The organism is Pseudomonas syringae, assembly GCF_021605415.1.
GTDB lineage: Bacteria > Pseudomonadota > Gammaproteobacteria > Pseudomonadales > Pseudomonadaceae > Aquipseudomonas > Aquipseudomonas syringae_S.
Genome location: NZ_WKEQ01000025.1, coordinates 45,638 through 63,494, shown reverse-complemented (window position 1 = coordinate 63,494; position 17,857 = coordinate 45,638). Strand labels below are relative to the sequence as shown.

General features: G+C 57.0%; 24 protein-coding genes, 1 tRNA gene and 2 pseudogenes. 14 read left to right on the top strand and 13 right to left on the bottom strand.

What is annotated here, in order from left to right; translation table 11 throughout:
* Positions 1-21: 21 nt before the first annotated feature.
* Complete coding sequence (locus tag GIW69_RS17905) at positions 22-351, bottom strand: hypothetical protein (RefSeq protein ID WP_236484119.1); 330 nt, start codon at positions 349-351, stop codon at positions 22-24.
* A 259-nt stretch (positions 352-610) separates the two neighbouring features.
* Between GIW69_RS17905 and GIW69_RS17900 the strand changes: the two genes are divergently transcribed.
* Positions 611-826, top strand: coding sequence for a hypothetical protein (locus GIW69_RS17900; RefSeq protein WP_236484118.1), 216 nt, complete (start codon positions 611-613; stop codon positions 824-826).
* Positions 827-2,161: 1,335 nt separating this feature from the next.
* Here the strand turns inward: GIW69_RS17900 and GIW69_RS17895 are convergent.
* Positions 2,162-3,604, bottom strand: a complete 1,443-nt coding sequence (locus GIW69_RS17895) for a hypothetical protein (RefSeq protein WP_236484117.1) — start codon at positions 3,602-3,604, stop codon at positions 2,162-2,164.
* Between the two features lie 76 nt (positions 3,605-3,680).
* Positions 3,681-4,229 (bottom strand): annotated as a pseudogene (locus GIW69_RS17890) (iron-containing alcohol dehydrogenase); the annotation flags it as partial.
* A gap of 187 nt (positions 4,230-4,416) precedes the next feature.
* On the opposite strand from GIW69_RS17890, the gene GIW69_RS17885 reads away from it, so the two are divergent.
* From GIW69_RS17885 to GIW69_RS17875, 3 genes are read left to right on the top strand one after another with little or no spacing between them, the layout of a single operon-like run.
* Complete coding sequence (locus tag GIW69_RS17885; protein ID WP_236484116.1) at positions 4,417-5,085, top strand: lambda exonuclease family protein; 669 nt, start codon at positions 4,417-4,419, stop codon at positions 5,083-5,085.
* Positions 5,086-5,087: 2 nt separating this feature from the next.
* On the top strand, positions 5,088-5,330 hold the full coding sequence (locus GIW69_RS17880) for a hypothetical protein (RefSeq protein ID WP_236484115.1): 243 nt from the start codon (positions 5,088-5,090) through the stop codon (positions 5,328-5,330).
* Positions 5,327-5,791, top strand: a complete 465-nt coding sequence (locus tag GIW69_RS17875) for a hypothetical protein (RefSeq protein WP_236484114.1) — start codon at positions 5,327-5,329, stop codon at positions 5,789-5,791. The genes GIW69_RS17880 and GIW69_RS17875 overlap by 4 nt, the downstream gene beginning before the upstream one ends.
* A gap of 201 nt (positions 5,792-5,992) precedes the next feature.
* Here the strand turns inward: GIW69_RS17875 and GIW69_RS17870 are convergent, their stop codons facing one another.
* Positions 5,993-6,733 carry a hypothetical protein gene (locus GIW69_RS17870; protein WP_236484113.1) on the bottom strand — a complete coding sequence of 247 codons (741 nt, stop codon included), beginning with the start codon at positions 6,731-6,733 and terminating at the stop codon, positions 5,993-5,995.
* Between the two features lie 150 nt (positions 6,734-6,883).
* On the opposite strand from GIW69_RS17870, the gene GIW69_RS17865 reads away from it, so the two are divergent.
* Positions 6,884-7,243, top strand: coding sequence for a hypothetical protein (locus GIW69_RS17865; protein WP_236484112.1), 360 nt, complete (start codon positions 6,884-6,886; stop codon positions 7,241-7,243).
* Positions 7,244-7,252: 9 nt separating this feature from the next.
* Here GIW69_RS17865 and GIW69_RS17860 read toward each other — a convergent pair whose 3' ends face one another.
* A complete protein-coding gene (locus GIW69_RS17860) occupies positions 7,253-7,399 on the bottom strand; it encodes a hypothetical protein (protein ID WP_236484111.1) in 147 nt (48 codons plus the stop codon).
* 104 nt (positions 7,400-7,503) lie between these two features.
* On the opposite strand from GIW69_RS17860, the gene GIW69_RS17855 reads away from it, so the two are divergent.
* Entirely contained in the window at positions 7,504-7,905 is a 402-nt protein-coding gene (locus GIW69_RS17855) for a hypothetical protein (protein ID WP_236484110.1), read from the top strand.
* A 23-nt stretch (positions 7,906-7,928) separates the two neighbouring features.
* Here the strand turns inward: GIW69_RS17855 and GIW69_RS17850 are convergent, their stop codons facing one another.
* The gene (locus tag GIW69_RS17850; RefSeq protein WP_236484109.1) at positions 7,929-8,186 is read right to left on the bottom strand and encodes a hypothetical protein; all 258 of its coding nucleotides are present in this window, start codon (positions 8,184-8,186) and stop codon (positions 7,929-7,931) included.
* 84 nt (positions 8,187-8,270) lie between these two features.
* Between GIW69_RS17850 and GIW69_RS17845 the strand changes: the two are divergent.
* Positions 8,271-9,192: pseudogene (locus GIW69_RS17845) on the top strand (DNA cytosine methyltransferase).
* Here the strand turns inward: GIW69_RS17845 and GIW69_RS17840 are convergent.
* Positions 9,189-9,422 (bottom strand): hypothetical protein, encoded by a 234-nt coding sequence (locus GIW69_RS17840; RefSeq protein WP_236484108.1) that lies wholly within the window; start codon positions 9,420-9,422, stop codon positions 9,189-9,191. The pseudogene GIW69_RS17845 and the gene GIW69_RS17840 overlap by 4 nt on opposite strands.
* A gap of 84 nt (positions 9,423-9,506) precedes the next feature.
* On the opposite strand from GIW69_RS17840, the gene GIW69_RS17835 reads away from it, so the two are divergent.
* Positions 9,507-10,157: a DUF4406 domain-containing protein gene (locus tag GIW69_RS17835; RefSeq protein ID WP_236484107.1), complete on the top strand. Its 651-nt coding sequence runs from the start codon at positions 9,507-9,509 to the stop codon at positions 10,155-10,157.
* Here GIW69_RS17835 and GIW69_RS17830 read toward each other — a convergent pair whose 3' ends face one another.
* Positions 10,158-10,574, bottom strand: coding sequence for a hypothetical protein (locus GIW69_RS17830; RefSeq protein WP_236484106.1), 417 nt, complete (start codon positions 10,572-10,574; stop codon positions 10,158-10,160).
* Between the two features lie 61 nt (positions 10,575-10,635).
* Positions 10,636-10,932, bottom strand: coding sequence for a hypothetical protein (locus GIW69_RS17825; RefSeq protein ID WP_236484105.1), 297 nt, complete (start codon positions 10,930-10,932; stop codon positions 10,636-10,638).
* 170 nt (positions 10,933-11,102) lie between these two features.
* Between GIW69_RS17825 and GIW69_RS17820 the strand changes: the two genes are divergently transcribed.
* From GIW69_RS17820 to GIW69_RS17795, 6 genes are read left to right on the top strand one after another with little or no spacing between them, the layout of a single operon-like run.
* Positions 11,103-11,705 carry a hypothetical protein gene (locus GIW69_RS17820; RefSeq protein ID WP_236484104.1) on the top strand — a complete coding sequence of 201 codons (603 nt, stop codon included), beginning with the start codon at positions 11,103-11,105 and terminating at the stop codon, positions 11,703-11,705.
* 49 nt (positions 11,706-11,754) lie between these two features.
* Positions 11,755-12,237, top strand: coding sequence for a class I SAM-dependent methyltransferase (locus GIW69_RS17815; RefSeq protein ID WP_236484103.1), 483 nt, complete (start codon positions 11,755-11,757; stop codon positions 12,235-12,237).
* Positions 12,234-12,551 (top strand): hypothetical protein, encoded by a 318-nt coding sequence (locus GIW69_RS17810; RefSeq protein ID WP_236484102.1) that lies wholly within the window; start codon positions 12,234-12,236, stop codon positions 12,549-12,551. Before GIW69_RS17815 ends, GIW69_RS17810 begins: the two co-directional genes overlap by 4 nt.
* Before the next feature lie 48 nt (positions 12,552-12,599).
* Positions 12,600-13,199 (top strand): hypothetical protein, encoded by a 600-nt coding sequence (locus GIW69_RS17805; protein WP_236484101.1) that lies wholly within the window; start codon positions 12,600-12,602, stop codon positions 13,197-13,199.
* Between the two features lie 44 nt (positions 13,200-13,243).
* Positions 13,244-13,456, top strand: a complete 213-nt coding sequence (locus GIW69_RS17800) for a hypothetical protein (protein ID WP_076567171.1) — start codon at positions 13,244-13,246, stop codon at positions 13,454-13,456.
* Entirely contained in the window at positions 13,456-14,568 is a 1,113-nt protein-coding gene (locus tag GIW69_RS17795) for a tyrosine-type recombinase/integrase (RefSeq protein WP_236484144.1), read from the top strand. Before GIW69_RS17800 ends, GIW69_RS17795 begins: the two co-directional genes overlap by 1 nt.
* 89 nt (positions 14,569-14,657) lie before the next feature.
* On the opposite strand, the gene GIW69_RS17790 is transcribed toward GIW69_RS17795, so the two are convergent.
* The 4 genes from GIW69_RS17790 to pheT form a co-directional block, all read right to left on the bottom strand.
* Positions 14,658-14,734, bottom strand: a tRNA-Pro gene (locus tag GIW69_RS17790).
* A gap of 88 nt (positions 14,735-14,822) precedes the next feature.
* Positions 14,823-15,179: a MerR family transcriptional regulator gene (locus GIW69_RS17785; RefSeq protein WP_003179985.1), complete on the bottom strand. Its 357-nt coding sequence runs from the start codon at positions 15,177-15,179 to the stop codon at positions 14,823-14,825.
* Complete coding sequence (ihfA, locus tag GIW69_RS17780) at positions 15,160-15,462, bottom strand: integration host factor subunit alpha (RefSeq protein ID WP_002553164.1); 303 nt, start codon at positions 15,460-15,462, stop codon at positions 15,160-15,162. Before ihfA ends, GIW69_RS17785 begins: the two co-directional genes overlap by 20 nt.
* A 3-nt stretch (positions 15,463-15,465) precedes the next feature.
* Complete coding sequence (gene pheT, locus GIW69_RS17775; protein WP_236484100.1) at positions 15,466-17,844, bottom strand: phenylalanine--tRNA ligase subunit beta; 2,379 nt, start codon at positions 17,842-17,844, stop codon at positions 15,466-15,468.
* Positions 17,845-17,857 lie beyond the last annotated feature (13 nt).

Sequence of the window (17,857 nt, the reverse complement as noted above, 5' to 3'; positions counted from 1 at the left end):
TGTTCGGCTGGGCTCGGACCTTTATCGCTGCGCCAACTCATGGCGAACACATTGCTCATAATAGGTCTGCTTCACCGCCGCCGGCTTGAGGCGTGAAGCGCTGTTGTAGGTTTGCTCAGTAATCCCCATCGCCGTCATCCGCATCCACGGTTGCTGGAACTTGCGCACCTGCAAACGCTTCCTGGCGCCGTAAAGAGAAATACCTGACAACTTTGACTGCTGCGCGCCTGCCGCGATATCCGATCCCCAGCTACAGGCAAAACGGTGACTCTTCGTCAACTGCCTCGCCTCCGCCCCGAACGCCAGAAAAAACAAGGAAAGCGTTGCAACGGTTTTGACAAACATCCGCATAAGGCCGTCCTAACCTTCTGAAAAAAAGGGAGTTTGCCGTTGTTTCAGACATCAAGGGGCCAGCAGTCCCGGCGTGTAATGAATTTTCATCGAGTGAGTAAGTTGCAATCGAAGAAGCTTTCGGATGACGCATTCTCCAGCGCCAGATTGATATTCAGTGTACAAAGCGACTAGCAGGAAGTGCAGAGATGGCAATATGATGTCGACACTGACATCCCATGCAGGGGTGGCAGAGGACATCATAAATAAAGGAATGCTCGTGAAAGACTTCGTTATCGGCGTAAACAACATCGTGCTCTATGTTGCACTTGCAGTCATCTGGATCGCCGCATTGGTGATGCTAAGCAACAGCTTTCTCGCCGGTCTCGGCACATTCGTTGTAGGCACTCTGAGCTGGTGCATTATTTCCGGCTTCTGGTTTGTACAGTCGGCAACTTATGAAGAGCTTCGCAAACTGAACGCGAAGAATAGCTGAACGCAGTGACAAGGTACGAAAAAGCCGATCTGTGACTGATCGGCTTTTTTACGGCTTTATCCGGGAATTACCAACGCAATGGAGTGCTTTCAAGCATTCAGGTTCTTGTGACCGCTAGGTGACCGGAGTCTATTTTGCGCCGCCATTTTCCCGATCAGTCTGAGCGTCTTGGTCAGAGCCGGGATTTCCAGGCGGCGGATTCCAATCTTCCGGTCTCTCGTCAGTCCCCTGCTTGGGCTCAGAACTGGCTCGTTCAAGACCCGAATCATGGCCTTCGCCTGAATCTGGCGCTTTCTCATCTGGGCCCGGGTATGGGGCTTCAGGGCCGTTATTGTCATCTACCATGGCACGCTCTCCTCTTTGGGGCGCAGGTTCTGCGCATATACGTCTGAGGATGAGCCCGGACAAGAAGTGCTGCGATGTCGACGAGCGGACGATAAAGACCCGAAATTATGGCCGGGTGTTCTTGTGCAATGTCTGACCCACAAGATCGAACCCTGGTGGGTGCTTTGAGACCAGGTGAACCGAACAGCCACTCGTCTGGCGCCTGGCACCTTCCCCACCCACTGATTTTCCAACGCAGTACACCAACTGCACGGAAGAATTGAAATGAAAGCATTCGCTGCACTAACGCTCGCCAGCATCCTCTCCATTTCCTCGCTCAGTGCCATCGCCGCAGAAAAAACGACTGAGGGCTCAGCGCTGCCACCGGGCACCGCGATGCCACAATCCGATCAATCCAATGGCGTAGGCACCGGTACAGACGCTGGTACATCGACGAAAGGAATAGATGGAAAAACCGGATCGGTTTCCAACGGTGCCGACTCAGGAACGACCGACAACGGCCCGACCCCATCAGGTGGCTCGAAAGGCGGAGGTGATGGGAAAGGGGGAAGCGGTGGGAACGGATCTGGTAGTTAAATTTGCAGCCTATCCCGCCTTTCACAAGGTTTTCACGTTCAGCCTTTTATTGTAGCTACAGCTCCTATGTGATCCCTTTAGCCCGCGCTCAAGACGCGGGCTTTTCTTTGGTTCTTCACGCAATCCCGGGAAACACAGAAACAAGAACGCCGATTTGGTTGATGATGTTCGTGCGAACAAACACATCTAACAAAACCGATTTCCTTCCTGTGGCGGGTGCCAAAAAATCTGCTCAATCACGCATGAGTATTGCGAGCGAGTCATTCGTGATCTTCCCATTCTCGGTCGTGCGGTGCGCCTGAGCGTTGGTTCCTCCCACCAATGGATGAGTGTTGATCACAGAGGGCCTGATCAATACAAAACCTGTGGGAGGAAGCTCAGCACAATAGTGTCAGACCGAGCGACTCAGACCTGTCAGTCAGCCATAGCATCTTCTGCTACCCGCTTGGTAGTGGTGGGCGACTCGGCACCTTTGGCTGGCTTGGTATCGGCCGCCTTCAGATCCTTGGCAAATGTCCCATCCACCTCACCCTTGAAGAAATTTTTGCCGTAGATCAGCAAACACAACACAACGCCAATCCCGAATGCCCAGCTCGCCCCCTTGATCGCCAGTACCGCACCGATCACGCCCGCGATACCCAAGTCGCGTTGGCTACGAGCTTCAAGGATACCCAGACGCACACTCACATACCCCTGGATCAGCAACGTCAGCGACAGAGCAACACCGAGAATCGGCTGTACCAGAGTCACTACAGGCAACAACAGCAGACCGGTGTTGGTCCCCCAACGGAACGACCCGACACCGCCGATAATGGACTTCATCGCCTTCGGCCCACCTTTAAAACGCTCGATCACCACCACCAGCATCGCCGCCCATTTTGGGCCGCACATGGCGACATCCGGGCCAAAGATACTCATGAACGCATTACGCGCGCCGAAGATCAGGTGAGAGCGATCGGCGTTGTAGTCGACGACTTCGTCAGTTCGGACAGTTTCCGCCTCATCGAGGAGCGATTTCGCACTAAGCACATCGCCGAAGACAATGATGTACACCGCCAGCATGGTCGGCAGCGCGGAGATGAACATCGACAGTGGCGGCATGCCCAGGCCGAACACGGTGTAGTCGCTCCACAGCCCGGCGAAATCCGGTTTGCTGATGCCCCACTGAATGGTTGGCCATGGCGCCTCACCGAACAGCGGTGCAATCACTACCGCCAACAGAATGATTGGCAGGATCCCCAGTTTGGCGAAGTTCCACCAGAAGCGGTTGCGCTGCTTCAGCTCGTTGAAGTGCTGGGAGAAGATCAGATAGAAGGCGATGCCGACCGTAATGGAGATGGTCCACGGCAACACATTGAATTTGCCACCGACCTGGAACACCGCAATCACCGCACTCAAGCCGGCACCGACGATAATCCCTGACTTGATCGCGGAGGGCACATATTCCACAACCTTCTTCGCCATCCCGGTCGCCCCTAGGGCAATTGAAAAAACCCCCAACATCAACTGGAAGGCAATCAAGGCATGGACACGCTCCGGGCCCATTGGAAATTGAGCACAGTAAGCCATCAACAGTGGTACCGCCGGGGTAATCCAGCCCGGTACGGTCGGGTCACCGAGTAAATGGTGCACGAGGTAAAGCAATCCGTTGAGCATCACGACCGCCAGCGCGACCTCAAATGGCATGCCGAGCAATTCGGTCATCAGCGGAATGGCGGCCAGATCCACGGCGCACATCAGCAACCCTTGCAGGTAGTCCGGCAGCTCGACTTTGTAGTGAATGAACGGTAACCGGACCTTGAAAGGGCCCAGCGGGATGTACGGGCTTTCGCACCGCTGTGCAGTAGTGTTGGACATTGAGTACACCTGTATTGTTGGTCTTGTGATGTCAGATGCCCGAGCCGGCAGGCTGGGGCGTCGCAGCTTTTCGGGCTCAGTAGGCTGCGCGGTAGATTTTCTCAATATCGGTGGCGGTCAACTTTCGCGGGTTGTTTCGCATCAAACGGTCGATCTCGCTGGCCTCTTCGGCCATCGCCGGGATGGCGTCCTCGGGCACGTTGAAACTGCGCATACCGGTTGGGATATCCACAGCGGCGCATAGATCCGCCATGGCTTTGACAGCCTGATCCGCCGCATCCTTGTCGTTCAGGTCGGCGACACGCACACCCATGGCTTCGGCGATGTCACGGAAGCGCTCGACGCAGGCCATCTTGTTCCACTCCATTACGTACGGCAGCAGCAAGGCGTTGCTGACACCATGGGCGATGTTGAACCGGCCGCCCAATGGATACGCCAGCGCATGCACCGCGCCTACCCCTGCGTTGCCAAATGCCATGCCGGCCATCAGGCTGGCGGTGGCCATATCTTCCCGGGCCTGGTGGTTGGACGGATTGGCATAAGTCTTGGGCAGCGCCTTGGCGATCAGCTTGATCGCACCCAGCGCGATTGCATCAGTGATGGACGAAGCATTCACCGAAAGATAGCGTCCCGGTGTTTCGATCACTCTCCGATGCGGACGAAACTGCGGCCTATAACCGCCCACCTGCATCTTCTCCGTGGCTGGCCGAGGGCGCCAGTAGCGGCAACGAACAAGAGGGGTAGCCATGTAACGGGACCCTCAACGAAGGCTCAAGCGCCAATGCCGACAACGACCTGCAGGGCGGTGACCAATGAACGCCTCAGTAGATCTTCAGCGCACCGAGCAATGGCATCAGGATCGCAGCGGGCGCCTTACAGCGAGCCGGTTCAAGGATGTAGTTGCTTGGGGGGATCGTGACAAGCATGGCAAACGCAAGCCGCTTGCCGCCCGAACCACCTACATGCGCGAACTGGCCTTCGAACGCTTGGCTAACCGGTCGAAACATTCGGTCAGCAGCAAGTCGATGGCGTGGGGTACCGAGGTCGAGCAGTCGAGTCACGACTTTTACGAAATTCTGACCGGCAACACCGTCATCAAGTCGGGCTTTGTGGTTCACCCAAAATACGACTGGCTGGGCTGTTCGCCGGACGGCTTGATTGGTGAGGACGGAGGCATTGAGTCGAAGTGTCCATTCAACGAAGCCGTCCACGTCCGCACCTGGCTCGAAGGAATGCCCGACGAACACAAGCCGCAGGTTCAGGGCTGCATGTTCGTCACGGGCCGGGAATGGTGGGATTTCCTGTCGTTCGATCCGCGCCAAGACGAAGACTGCCGGCTGTACATCGAGACCATTAAGCGCGATGACGAGTACATCGCGATGCTTCATCAAGAACTGGTTCAGTTCAATCTGGAGCTTGGCAGGATGGTCGATGAAGTCGCGGACAAAGCGCGGGCGCAGGCCCATAGATTAGGAGCGTGATCATGATCAGCAACCACCTCAACCTGGTCGAGCAGCAGCGACAAAGCGCCGATGCGATCTCGGCACGGGTCACCCAGTTCCCGGCCGCCGGCGGGCAAATCGAGCAACTGAAAAGTCCGCCGCGCAAACCACTGCCGCCGCCCCGCTCGCAGAAAATAGACCCTGATACGACGCTGAAGCGGCGCCCCAAGCCGATATCGGCAGCCGAACGGAAGGCGCTGCGCAAAATGGCGGACTCGCTATGAAGTCGAAACGGAAACCTCACAACCTGAAGGCCCGGATCGAGCGTTCGTGCCGCGCCCTGATCAGCACCAACCACGTTGCCGTCGTGAACATCGACCCCAGCGGCCGGCAGGGCATGGTCAATTACAAGTCGCTGAAGAACATCGCACCCGGGAAGATCGGCCAAGCAGTCTGCGAGGTCGCCCACCGGTGGACGATCTTTCTCAGCGCCTTGTGCATCGATCAAGCAGGCAACCGCTACCTGAAGTCGGTCGAGGTCGCGCCCGACGGTGTGTATCTCTCCGACCACCTCGAAGAAGTGATCGAGCATTGCTACCAAGAGATCCGCGACAGCGCCAACCCGAAGCACCTGGTCGCCTCGGGCTGGATTGCGATTCCTGATGCTGTGTCGCTCGACGAAGCCCGGGCCTACCGCATCTTCGAAGCGGTTGGTGCCTGGAATCAGGTGAAGGTTGCAGCGTGAGACGCTTCAGAATCCAACAACGCAAACGGCAAATCTGGCTGGACTTGCCGACCAGCGGCATCGAAGAGGTAGCCATGATCAAGAGCCGATAGAAACGATGAGCGAACAAAGTAGTAAACAAATGGTGTGGAGAAAATACAACGTTATGGATGGACAGCCCCATACCGTACCAGTTGAATAGACATAAATAACTGAGGCGATCTAACCTAACAACTTTGGAGCCGATGGCTCATGTGCTTCGACGAAGCTCTTTCCGTTAGAAGAATCATAGGTGAAGTGGTAGTCATACGGCCTTCCCCGAACATTCTTACAAGACACAGTAATATTAAAACTAATACACACATCATTTTTTTGAAAATTAACTTGGAATTTCTCTCTCGCCTGCGTTCCGATATATCCTGCCGTCAGCACTTCATATTCCCCACCTGCATCAGACCAGAAGATTCTCAGACCGTAGGCAGGTGCATTAATAATTAGAAAATTGAAATTTAGCCACTCGCCGGAATTGGAAATACCCGAGTTCACATAAGCTACATCAACCCTAGGGCGAATAGACTCTTCAACCTCCAACATCTCCAACTCATGCTTTGCTTTTGCCAATATCATCTGATCAGTAGATACTTCTAAGGCTTTCTGCTGTTGACTTACGGAATTCGAAAGTTCTACACACTGCGCGACGAGCGCTTGAGAGCTAATTTTCAGCTCACGACCTTGTTGATAGTAACCAAGCACTAGCCAAAGAACAGCAAGTGGCCCGAAAACGCCGGCGAGAAAATCTCCAAGCTCATTCAAAGGCAAACTGCCAACTTCATCCGCGCGCAAACTAGCTATTATTATTGCAGCGCTAATATACATCGAAGTAAACAAACCCGCGAGCTGCTCTGCATTCCCATGAAACAACTTAAGAATATTTGAAATTAAATTATTTTGAGGACGGCGCATTCCCAAAAACCCGCATAGTTTTCAAATATTCTAACAGAACATCCAAATAGTCACTACGCCCACATCCGCCATTATAGCGGCTTCTGACAGAGGCTTACGTCGCTGGCAGCGAGCCTGAACCCAGTAACTACGCGATTGAAGAGGTAGGCCATGGCCGAGGAAAGGGAGCTGACGGCGGAAGCCATCAAGCAGCGCAAGAAGCGCGAGAAGGCTGCAGCAAAGGACGCTGCATTGGGCGTCGAGAAGTTTACGGTTGAGGTGGCGGGTGTGTTCAAGCCCGACCTCAAGCGAGTCATGGCGGCGCACGGCATCAACAACCAGCAGGACATTCACCAGCGGCTACTGAAGAACCTGATCGGCGCGGACTTCAAAACGCAGGAGTGGATGCTTCGGAATGTCGCGACACCTTATGAGATACCAGAGAAGGTGTCGCAAGCATTCTACGAGAGGAGCATGGCCGAACTATCGGTGGATCCGGGTGACGAGATCATCGCGCCGTACCATCAATAGTTCACGCGCTTAGTCGTCTTCAACCGCAGTGAGCAAGTCGCCTTCATCGTCAGTCAGGTCAAACTGATCTTCCGCAGCAATTTTTGCCTCCGCCTCGCTATCGGCTACAACCGTACCCAGATTTTTTCCTTCGAGATATACGCGCCACTTTTTCATTGATGCTCCTTTACCCGGCCTCGTGCCGGTCACCCGTAATACCCCAACCCAAACCAAATTGCCACCACCGGTCACGGAGGGCGGCGCTTGACTGGAGATAATCCATGAGCCACAACTGCGCATACGTCCGGCAGCACTATCAGGTGCCCGCCGAAATAGGCCTACGCGTCATCGCTTACGGGAAGCCCGGCGTGATCCTCGCAGATCGAGGTCACTACATCGGCGTTGTGCTGGACGAAGATCCGAAGAAACGGATCAGCAACTACCACCCCACCCACGAAATGCAGTACGGCGAAATGGTCGAGACGTTGCCGCTGAAAGAGTGGCTTGTTCTGCCGTTCAAGCATGACTGGGATGATCTCGATTGGAACCGGGAAGCTCGCGAAGATCTGGTCAGGGTGTGGGCAGCCACTCGCAGTCAGGCCAAATATAAGGCCTATGAGCGACTTCAGGATTACTGCCACAGCATCAAGGCAATGCTCCACTTCAAAGTCCGACGCGCCTGACCGCCCCTCACCCGCTGCGCTGATTATTCAGGAACGATCGTCAGCACGACATTATGATTTGAATCAACGAGCATGCCCCGACCGCCATCCGTTTCAGTGATATCACCAATGTATTTCGCGGCAGAACCCGCGGTATATACCTCGTCACCATCGATTCGATACAGGAGCTCGCCGGTGCTGCTTCGCACAAACTCATCTTCATCGATGCGACCAATCAAGGGCGCTGTCGGCCCTCTACCCGAATAGACGTTGTAGCGGCCCTTCGTAAAATCAGTAGCCATCTGCTTCTCCTACCTCCGGCCCCACGCCGGGCCGAACACCAATACCCCACTTCAACGAATCACGCCAGCCGGCGAGGATCCCCTATGCAATCAGCAATCGACTTGTTCGCCGGGTTTGGCGGATGGACAAAGGGCGGCCGCAACGCCGGTCTGAAAGTTCTTTGGGCCGCAAACCACTGGCCCGAGGCAGTCGAGTGGCACACCCGAAATAACCCGGACACGATCCACGCATGTCAGGATCTGCACCAGGCGAATTGGGCGGATGTGCCGAAGCACGATGTGATGCTTGCCTCGCCATGCTGCCAAGGGCACACAAAGGCTCGCGGCAAAGCTGCCGGAAACCCTCAGCACGACAACTCGCGCTCGACAGCCTGGGCGCCGGTGCAGAACGCAGGTCAATCGTCCGGAGTTCGCGGTGATCGAGAACGTACCGGAGTTCATGGACTGGATTCTCTACCCAGCGTGGGCTGACGCGATGCAGCGGCTGGGCTACTCACTGGCACCGCACATCGTGGACTGCGCCGATCTCGGCGTCCCACAGCACCGCGTACGCTTGTTCATGGTCTGCTCGCGCAGCAAGGCCCCGCTGCACTTGCAGTTGCCCCGCTACCAGCATGTGCCCGCCCGCGAGATTATCGACTTCGACGCCGGCAAGTGGTCACCGGTCAACAAGCCAGGCCGCGCCGCGTCGACACTGACCCGCGTGAAGAATGGTCGAGAGCGCTTCGGTGACCGGTTCGTGATGCCCTACTACGGTTCAGGCTCAGGGCTGACCGGACGCAGCCTTGACCGCCCGATCGGCACCATTACAACGCTGGATCGCTGGGCGGTGGTAGACGGCAACATGATGCGCATGATCAGCGCTGACGAGGCCATGGCGGCGCAGTCGTTCCCGAAAGACACGCTGCGCCCTGACAACCACAAGCTGACCATGCACATGACCGGCAACGCCGTACCGCCACTCGCGGGCCAGCGAATTATCGAGGCGCTCAAAGCTGCGGCTTAAATCAGCGATGCTGCCCTCTCCGAGCTGATTAATGGGACGGTGCCGCCGCCTTGTTGTGAGGCCAGCCAGCGCCTCGTCTCTTCAATGTTGAATTTCCAGTTGTGCTCTTTGAATAGCGAAATCGCCGTGCCTGAGATCCTGTATTCGCCACACTCTGGGCAAGCAATCTGCTTGTAGTCACCAGCCGGCGGCACCTCGCCCGCTTCGGTTGAACAGATAAAACATTCCATATCCCACCTCCGTTGTTGGTGGATCAACTGTAGCTGATCCCCCCAACCTCCACCGCCCGGGCATGCCCCGGCATAGGACGCCCCATGCCCACAGAAAACATCATCGACTGCCCAGCTCTGCACAAGCGCAGTGAAAGCTACCCGTTTGGCGATCGTGTTCCGCGCACGGTCAAGATGTTCACGACCGTCACGGCTGATCCGATGCCCGGAGTTGCATCCGCACTCTTGCAGGGTGACGCACCGATCTGTCGTGAAGGCCAGATCTTCTCTGTATGGACGAACAGTCACGGCGCAGTCGCGGCGGTGCTGCCAAACGGCAAACACCTTGGGCTGCGGCCAGCAGAGTTTGAGGTTTACACCTGGCACGACCTGTCACCGGCGCCAGCAGTTTCAGGCGTCACTCTTCAGGCCGACCGCGCCAACCGCCTGTACCTGGCCGGGCCGATGACCGGGTTCGAAGACTTCAACTTCCCCGCCTTCAACAAGATGGCCGCCGAGCTGCGCGCCCGGGGCTACGTCGTCGAAAACCCTGCCGAGCATGGCGTTGTCGACGATGCCGACTGGGCTGACTACATGGCTTACGACCTCACCCGCCTCGGGCTATGTGGCCAAGTCGCCGTCCTGCCCGGCTGGGAGAAGTCGAAAGGCGCCCGGCTCGAAGTGCACATTGCCCGCGAGCTCGGCATGAAGGTTGTGAATGCCCATGATCTGGTATCGATGGAGATTGCAGGATGATCAGTCTTGCTTCTTGAGCCAGTAATCCATTCTGGCCTTAGGGTCGGCCATCGCTTCACCGCAACGATCTGAGTACTTATTCAAGATTATCGAGAAGTTTGAAGTGTCGTTGTCCAGATCTTTGATCATGGATTTCATCGCCATTTCTACCCTCGCGTCAGTCAGCTTCTCACTAGTTAGCGTGATGGAATACTCCAGCGCGTCCATTGCTGCCTTATTCATCCGCTCTGCCAGCTTCGGCTCCTGTGCCTGAAGTATCTTCGACGACACGGTGTAAAAGGCTGCGCACTCAGCATAATCGTGGGCAAGATTGTTGACCGCTCGCTTTGGCTCATAAGCCACCGCTATGCCAGGAAGCATCGATATCAAAACGACAAGTCGGATCACAGCGATGCATCCCTTCAAAATATGCAGCATGCGGATCTGTTGATCCAGTAAAGCACAGAGCAGCAACTCCCTCCCCCTTCAAAGTCAGCCGCTATTTCGAGGACACCGACTTACGACTCGCACTTCCGGAAGTAGCCAACTGACGAGCTCGACCTACGCCCCACGCCATAGCTCTGGTCATTGATTCACCCGGCCTTGGGTTAACGGTTTCTTCATGCAACGCCATGCCATCGGCAGCATAAACACCGATGAACATTTGAGTTTCGCCGGCACGCGATAGCCTGACCTGCACGTCGATGTGAGTCCCATTACTGAGAGTTTCATCATGTGTTCGGTTGTGGATCTCGGGATCTGCCCAAGCCCAGAAGATGTCGCCGCGAAGCCTCATACCGCCCTCCTGCCTGTTCCTTGATAGGGGCTTACAACACCCCCCAAAGATAGACCCGCTCGAACGAAGCGCAACGACGTCGAAGCGGTTACGGACGGCTGGTTTCAATAGTTGTACGGTTCCAATTCCCTTGTACATCTTTTAGTCGCTATAGCGGCAAGGACGAAGTCATGCCTGCACAAAAGCCAATCATCATGTACGACGCCCCGGAAGCGGCCAGCCTCCAAACGGTAACCGGCTGGGTTTCCGTAGGGGGTCGGTTTTTCGGCGACGATGAGAACCTTGCCCGATACTGCGGCGCAACTCACCGCCGTTGCGAGGTAAACCCTGATCACCCCATCTATGAGGTCAACAGCTCCTGCGATGAGTGCCGACACGTCCGGCGCCAAGCAAAATTCGCGGCGATGCCAGTCAAGGACTGGGCCGGCGAGCCTCTGGTTATCTTCGATGGAGACCGCTACTTCTTCGATGAAGACAGCCTGCGCGACTACCTGATCGACAGCGATATCGAACCGGCTGACGTGCAGCTCTGCATCTGTGAGCCGAACTATCCCCGCGAAATCGACCCGGAAGACCATTTCTGCGACGACCTGCCGGAGGACGGCGAGATCAACGATAGTCAGCTGCTTGCGGCGTTCGAACTGCTGAACGAGATGATCCGCCAGTCTCAGCCGCTGTCGTGGTCCGAAGGCGAATTCGCAGCTCGGCTCCCGCAATCGCTCATCGACGAAGTCAACGCCGCGAGAGCGGCAGCATGCGAGGTGACGCCATGATCGCCCTCGCCTGGTTCGCCTACGTGTACTGCTACAAGAGGCTGCGGTGATGAGTGCAGCAGCGAAGGTCCTCGACCCGTGCAGCGCCAGCCGAATGATGTGGTTCGACAAGCAGGACCAGCGCGCGCTTTTCGGCGACATCCGTGACGAGCAGCACCTGCTTTGCGATGGTCGGGTGTTGAAAGTTGAGCCGGATGTGCTGATGGATTTCCGGAAATTGCCCTTCGAGGCCTCAACCTTCCGCCTGGTGGTATTCGATCCGCCGCACCTGACCCGCGCCGGGGTCGACAGCTGGATGCGGGCCAAGTACGGCATGCTGACCGCCGACTGGCGCGAGGACATTCGACAGGGTTTCGCCGAGTGTTTCCGGGTGCTGGAACCCGAAGGCATTTTGATCTTCAAGTGGAACGAGACCCAGGTGACGGTCAGTGAGCTGCTTGCGCTTACCGATGAAAAACCGCTGTTTGGCCACAAGTCAGGCAAGCGCGAAAAAACGCACTGGATCACGTTCATGAAGCGGCCGGCACCATGAACCGCATGGTCAGCGTCCGCACCGAGGAACTGACCGGCCCGGCGCTGGACTGGGCAATCAACGCGATCGAGGGTGGTCAGCAGGCCGTAGCGGGCCAGCTGGATCTCTTCGCCCTGCCTGACGTCGAGCAACTGATCACGAAGTACGGCGTCTGGGTCAATGTTGGCCACCGGCAACCATGGCTGGCCGACATGACAAACGACCCGTTCAACCGCCAGCCCGGCGAAACCCGAACCATCGCAGTGTTCCGCGCTGTGATCTTCGCCAAGCGCGGCGCCGCGGTGAAAGTCCCCGCCGAGCTGATCCAGCAATAACCCCAACCACTCAACAGCCTGCCGGTGTACGGCGGGCGAGGTACTTGTATGTCCGAAATTGAACGAGTCATCGAAGCCATGATGGAGCCAGCGCCCCCGGCCGCCGAGGTCATCACGCTCGACCGAAACATTGTCGAGCGAGCGTTGACCTTGATGGAGAGCCACCCAGATGTCGCACAGGGCGGGCCTTCGCTTTGCAATGAAGTCTCCGTGTTTCGCCAAGCTTTGGCCGAACCAACCGTAAAGCTCTGGGCGATCCACAGCGTTGGCCCTGGCGAAGAGTATCCGTGCCTAAACAAAGAAGACGCCGAGCGGCGCGCCCAGGAGTTGCGCGATCTCGGTGAGCGTATGAAGCAGGAGCGTATCGCGCGCGGTGAAAGCGTTGAGCTTTGGAATGACTGGGTGACGAACGTTATCCCTTCCCCGTGGGAACCGGCCGAGCATTTCGAAATCATGGCTGAGGAATGGACAGATCACGCTGAGCAACTTCACGAAGAGGTGATCAAGCTGACCGAAGAAAAAGGAAACCTGCGTAAAGCTCTCGCGGGAATGCTTTTCGCCTTCGACGACGGCGTCGGCCTCGACTGGTCCACTGATCTGCTCGATTACGCGCGAAAGCTGTGCCCTGCCGAAGAATTTAAACCCTGAACCATCACCACCTTCTGCCGCCACGCGCGGCATGGAGAACACCAATGAAAAAAGAGCTGATCAAGATCAGTGAATTCCAGCGCCGGCGCTGGGGTGAAAACGGCACGCCACCCTGCCCCCAGGCGATCCGCAACTACATCCGCAACGGCAAGGTGCCCGGCGAGCAAATCGGCAAACTCTGGTACGTTGACTGGACAGCGTTCAGCCGGTCGGACGGCAATGACCTGGTCGCGATGGTATTGAAAGGAGCTGCATGATGGTCCCACGGCCGCGCAACAAGGCGAACAAGAGCCTACCGCAGAACCTGTATTTCGATTCGCGGCGCTCAACCTATCGCTACCGCCGGCCCACCGACGGTAAGTGGTTCCAGTTCGGGTCTGACCGGATCAAGGCGATCGATGCCGCGAAGCAGTTGAATCTGGAGTTCATGCGCGGCGCTGACCTGGTCGGCGCCGTGATGGGCAGCACATCGGAATCGTTCGCGGGCTTCTTGGATGCATACGAGCGTGACGTGCTGCCGCCGCGGGAACTGGCAAAAGGGACCTTGGGCCTGTACGCCGTGCACTTCCGCCGCTTCCGGAAACAGTTCGAAGGCAAAGCGGTCGACCAGATCACGATCCGCATGATCGCGGAGATGCTGGACGCCCTCACCCCACGCACTGCCAACCAGTGCCGCGCGCTGCTGATCGACATCTTCAACCACGCAGCGGCCAAAGGCCTGTGCCCGGACAACCCGGCCGCCAGCACCATCAATCGAATTGAAAAGAAGCAGCGCAAGCGACACACCGTCGAAGGCCTGAAGGCCATCCGGGAGAAGTCACCGTTCTGGCTGCAGAACGCAATCGACCTGGCACTGATCACCGCGCAGCGTCGGACGGACATCTTGAATATGCGGTTCGATGGTGTCCGGGAAGGGTTTTTGTATGTGGTTCAGCAGAAGACGGCCAAGGCCAGCGACGCGGCGTGGATCCGGTTCAAAGTGACCGAAGAACTCCAAGCGGTGATCAGCCGTTGCCGGGATGACATCGTCTCACCGTACCTCATCCACCGCCGGCCCGATCGCAAAAAGCAGAAGCAGGCGCAGACGAAGGACCACTGGACGCAGATCGAAGAGCGATATTTGACGCGAGCCTTCAAAGAGGCCCGGGAAGCGGCGGGTTGTTACAAGGGATGGAAGGAAGAGGAAATGCCGGGCTTCCATGAAGTGCGAGCGCTGTCGCTGCACCTGTACCAGAAAGCCGGAAAGGACGGTCAGAAGATCGCCGGCCACGCCAGCGAAACCATGACGAAGAACTACCAGAAGGATCATGCCGAAATCGTCTGGTCAGAGGCAATTCCCGATCTGAATATCAGCGAAATCACCGGGTAGTTTTGCGCAAGTTTTGCGCGGGTTTTGCGCAGGCACAAAAAAGCCGATCTGGCTGATCGGCTTAAGTGTCTGATTTTACTCAGGAATAATGGTCGGGACGGAGTGATTCGAACACTCGACCCCTAGCACCCCATGCTAGTGCGCTACCGGACTGCGCTACGCCCCGACTAGGCGTGAATCCGTTCCTCACCTCGAAGAACGCTCAAGAATATATCGCAAGCTTTTGAAAACCGGAAGTATTTAAAAGCGGAATTTTATTTCTTGAGTACCACCAGCACATCTTCGAGCTCGGCGATCATCTGGCGGATCATTTGTTTGTATTGCGTGGTGTCATCCTTGGCTTCATCGCCGGATAGGCGCAAGCGCGCGCCGCCGATGGTGAAACCCTGATCGTAAAGGAGCGCGCGGATTTGCCGGATCATCAGCACGTCCTGGCGCTGATAATACCGGCGGTTTCCGCGACGTTTGACGGGGTTGAGTTGAGGAAACTCCTGCTCCCAGTAACGCAGCACGTGCGGCTTTACCGCACACAGCTCGCTGACTTCACCGATGGTGAAGTAGCGTTTGCCCGGGATGACGGGTAGTTCGTCGTTATGACTTGGTTCCAGCATAAGCCTCAACTCGGGCCTTCAACTTCTGCCCTGGACGAAAGGTGACCACACGGCGAGCCGTGATCGGAATTTCTTCCCCCGTTTTCGGGTTACGGCCAGGCCGCTGGCGCTTATCCCGAAGATCAAAGTTGCCGAAACCCGACAATTTGACCTGTTCGTTGTCTTCAAGAGCGTGCCTGATTTCTTCAAAAAACAGTTCGACCAATTCCTTGGCTTCCCGCTTGTTCAGGCCCAGCTCTTCATACAGACGTTCCGCCATCTCAGCTTTCGTCAAAGCCCCCATACGTCACTTCCTTAACGTGGCGTTCAACCTTTGTTCGAGCGAGGTGAGGATATTTTGCGTCGTCGAATTCACCTCATCGTCGTTAAGAGTGCGCGATGGATGCTGCCAGGTCAAGCCAACTGCAAGGCTTTTTCTATGCGGATCAATGCCTTTACCCTGATAGACGTCAAACAGCCTGAGATCTGTGAGCCATTCGCCTGCATTTTCACGGATTACGTCGAGCACAGCACTCGCAGCCACGTCTTTGTCGGCTAGCAGGGCAAGGTCACGACGCACTTCAGGAAAGCGCGACAACTCGTGGAATTTCGGCATTTTTCCCAACGCCACTTCGGCCAGAACCAGCTCGAACACGAAGACCGGACGATCCAGCCCCAGCGACTTCGACAATTCGGGATGGATCGCGCCGATGAAACCGACTTCACGGCCTTCCCGCTCAATACGCGCGGTCTGACCCGGGTGCAGCGCCGGATGCTTGCCCGGTACGAACGTGAACGAATCCAGCGCACCGGCGAAGCCCAGCACCGCTTCCACGTCGGCCTTGACGTCGAAGAAGTCGATGGCATCACGACCTTGCGCCCAGCCTTCCGGCAGACGGCTACCGCACACAACACCCGCGAGCATCGGCTCTTGCTTCAAGCCTTCCAGCTGCCCCACAAAACGCAGACCGCTCTCGAACAAGCGAACACGATCCTGTTGACGGTTCAGGTTGTGCTGCAGCGACTTGACCAGGCCCGGCCAGAGCGACGAGCGCATCGCCGCCATGTCGTTGGAAATCGGGTTGGCCAAGAGCAAAGGCTCGACGCCTGGGCTGAACAGCTCGAACTGCTTCGGATCGATGAAGCTGTAGGTGATCGCTTCCTGGTAACCACGAGCGACCAACAGACGGCGCAGTTCCGGCAGATCGCTGCGCGCTTCCGCCTTGGCTTGCGGCGCCAGACGGGCTTGCGGGTAACGAACAGGCAAACGGTTGTAACCATAGAGACGAGCCAGTTCTTCGATCAGGTCGACTTCCAGACTGATATCGAAGCGGTGGCTCGGCACTTCTACGCGCCACTGCCCTGCCCCTTCGACAGCAATGTTCAGGCCCAGCCCCTTGAGCAGACGCTCGACTTCAGTCGATTCCATTTCCATGCCGAGCATCTGACTGATACGAGCGGCACGCAAGGTGATCGGGGCAATCGAGGGCAGATACTGATCGTTGACGGCTTCAATGATCGGGCCGGCGTCGCCGCCAGTGATGTCCAGCAGCAGGCCGGTGGCGCGCTCCATGGCTTCACGGGCCAGTTGCCAGTCCACGCCACGCTCGTAGCGGTGCGACGCATCGGTGTGCAGACCGTAGGAACGGGCTTTGCCCGCCACTGCGATCTGGTCGAAGAAGGCGCTTTCAAGGAAAATGTCGCGAGTCGTCGCGGATACACCGCTATGCTCGCCTCCCATGACACCGGCGATTGCGAGGGCGCGTGTGTGATCGGCGATCACCAGGGTATCGCTACGCAGAGCGACTTCCTGACCATCAAGGAGCACCAGTTTTTCGCCCTCTTCGGCCATACGTACACGAATGCCACCATTGATTTCGGCGAGATCGAATGCGTGCAGCGGCTGACCCAGTTCGAGCATCACGTAGTTGGTAATGTCAACGGCAGCGTCGATGCTGCGCACGTCGGCACGACGCAGGCGCTCGACCATCCACAGCGGTGTTGGCTTGGAAAGGTCGACGTTACGGATCACTCGACCCAGATAACGCGGGCAAGCAGACGGCGCCAGAACTTCGACCGGACGGACTTCATCGTGCGTTGCTGGAACGGAAGCCACAACTGGACGAGTCACCGGAGCGTCGTACAAAGCGCCCACTTCACGGGCCAGACCGGCCAGAGACAGGCAGTCGCCACGGTTCGGGGTCAGGTCGACTTCGATACTGGCGTCTTCCAGATCCAGATAAACGCGGAAGTCTTCGCCCACTGGCGCGTCGGCCGGCAGCTCCATCAGACCGTCGTTACCTTCACCAACCTGAAGCTCGGCTTGCGAACACAGCATGCCGTTGGACTCGACACCGCGCAGCTTGGCTTTCTTGATCTTGAAGTCGCCCGGCAACTCGGCACCGATCATGGCGAAAGGAATTTTCAGACCCGGACGCACATTTGGCGCTCCGCACACGACCTGAAAGGTTTCTGCACCATTGCTGACTTGGCAGACGCGCAACTTATCGGCATCTGGATGTTGCTCGGTGCTCAGCACTTCGCCCACGACCACGCCATTGAATACACCGGCCGCCGGGGTCACGCTATCGACCTCCAGACCGGCCATCGACAGACGGGCAACCAACTCGTCGCGATTTACCTGCGGGCTGACCCAGCCACGCAGCCATTGTTCACTGAATTTCATCCTGCTCTCCTAA

What these genes read in the sequence shown, in the direction of transcription:
- ihfA (WP_002553164.1), bottom strand. Translation starts at nt 15,462, where the DNA reads ATGGGGGCTTTGACGAAAGCTGAGATGGCGGAACGTCTGTATGAAGAG.
- GIW69_RS17800 (WP_076567171.1), top strand. Translation starts at nt 13,244, where the DNA reads ATGAAAAAAGAGCTGATCAAGATCAGTGAATTCCAGCGCCGGCGCTGG.
- GIW69_RS17850 (WP_236484109.1), bottom strand. Translation starts at nt 8,186, where the DNA reads ATGGCTACTGATTTTACGAAGGGCCGCTACAACGTCTATTCGGGTAGA.
- GIW69_RS17860 (WP_236484111.1), bottom strand. Translation starts at nt 7,399, where the DNA reads ATGAAAAAGTGGCGCGTATATCTCGAAGGAAAAAATCTGGGTACGGTT.
- GIW69_RS17865 (WP_236484112.1), top strand. Translation starts at nt 6,884, where the DNA reads ATGGCCGAGGAAAGGGAGCTGACGGCGGAAGCCATCAAGCAGCGCAAG.
- GIW69_RS17835 (WP_236484107.1), top strand. Translation starts at nt 9,507, where the DNA reads ATGCCCACAGAAAACATCATCGACTGCCCAGCTCTGCACAAGCGCAGT.
- GIW69_RS17895 (WP_236484117.1), bottom strand. Translation starts at nt 3,604, where the DNA reads ATGTCCAACACTACTGCACAGCGGTGCGAAAGCCCGTACATCCCGCTG.
- GIW69_RS17795 (WP_236484144.1), top strand. Translation starts at nt 13,456, where the DNA reads ATGGTCCCACGGCCGCGCAACAAGGCGAACAAGAGCCTACCGCAGAAC.
- GIW69_RS17840 (WP_236484108.1), bottom strand. Translation starts at nt 9,422, where the DNA reads ATGGAATGTTTTATCTGTTCAACCGAAGCGGGCGAGGTGCCGCCGGCT.
- GIW69_RS17880 (WP_236484115.1), top strand. Translation starts at nt 5,088, where the DNA reads ATGATCAGCAACCACCTCAACCTGGTCGAGCAGCAGCGACAAAGCGCC.
- GIW69_RS17830 (WP_236484106.1), bottom strand. Translation starts at nt 10,574, where the DNA reads ATGCTGCATATTTTGAAGGGATGCATCGCTGTGATCCGACTTGTCGTT.
- GIW69_RS17805 (WP_236484101.1), top strand. Translation starts at nt 12,600, where the DNA reads ATGTCCGAAATTGAACGAGTCATCGAAGCCATGATGGAGCCAGCGCCC.
- GIW69_RS17810 (WP_236484102.1), top strand. Translation starts at nt 12,234, where the DNA reads ATGAACCGCATGGTCAGCGTCCGCACCGAGGAACTGACCGGCCCGGCG.
- GIW69_RS17785 (WP_003179985.1), bottom strand. Translation starts at nt 15,179, where the DNA reads ATGCTGGAACCAAGTCATAACGACGAACTACCCGTCATCCCGGGCAAA.
- GIW69_RS17855 (WP_236484110.1), top strand. Translation starts at nt 7,504, where the DNA reads ATGAGCCACAACTGCGCATACGTCCGGCAGCACTATCAGGTGCCCGCC.
- GIW69_RS17815 (WP_236484103.1), top strand. Translation starts at nt 11,755, where the DNA reads ATGAGTGCAGCAGCGAAGGTCCTCGACCCGTGCAGCGCCAGCCGAATG.
- GIW69_RS17875 (WP_236484114.1), top strand. Translation starts at nt 5,327, where the DNA reads ATGAAGTCGAAACGGAAACCTCACAACCTGAAGGCCCGGATCGAGCGT.
- GIW69_RS17885 (WP_236484116.1), top strand. Translation starts at nt 4,417, where the DNA reads ATGAACGCCTCAGTAGATCTTCAGCGCACCGAGCAATGGCATCAGGAT.
- pheT (WP_236484100.1), bottom strand. Translation starts at nt 17,844, where the DNA reads ATGAAATTCAGTGAACAATGGCTGCGTGGCTGGGTCAGCCCGCAGGTA.
- GIW69_RS17870 (WP_236484113.1), bottom strand. Translation starts at nt 6,733, where the DNA reads ATGCGCCGTCCTCAAAATAATTTAATTTCAAATATTCTTAAGTTGTTT.
- GIW69_RS17905 (WP_236484119.1), bottom strand. Translation starts at nt 351, where the DNA reads ATGCGGATGTTTGTCAAAACCGTTGCAACGCTTTCCTTGTTTTTTCTG.
- GIW69_RS17825 (WP_236484105.1), bottom strand. Translation starts at nt 10,932, where the DNA reads ATGAGGCTTCGCGGCGACATCTTCTGGGCTTGGGCAGATCCCGAGATC.
- GIW69_RS17820 (WP_236484104.1), top strand. Translation starts at nt 11,103, where the DNA reads ATGCCTGCACAAAAGCCAATCATCATGTACGACGCCCCGGAAGCGGCC.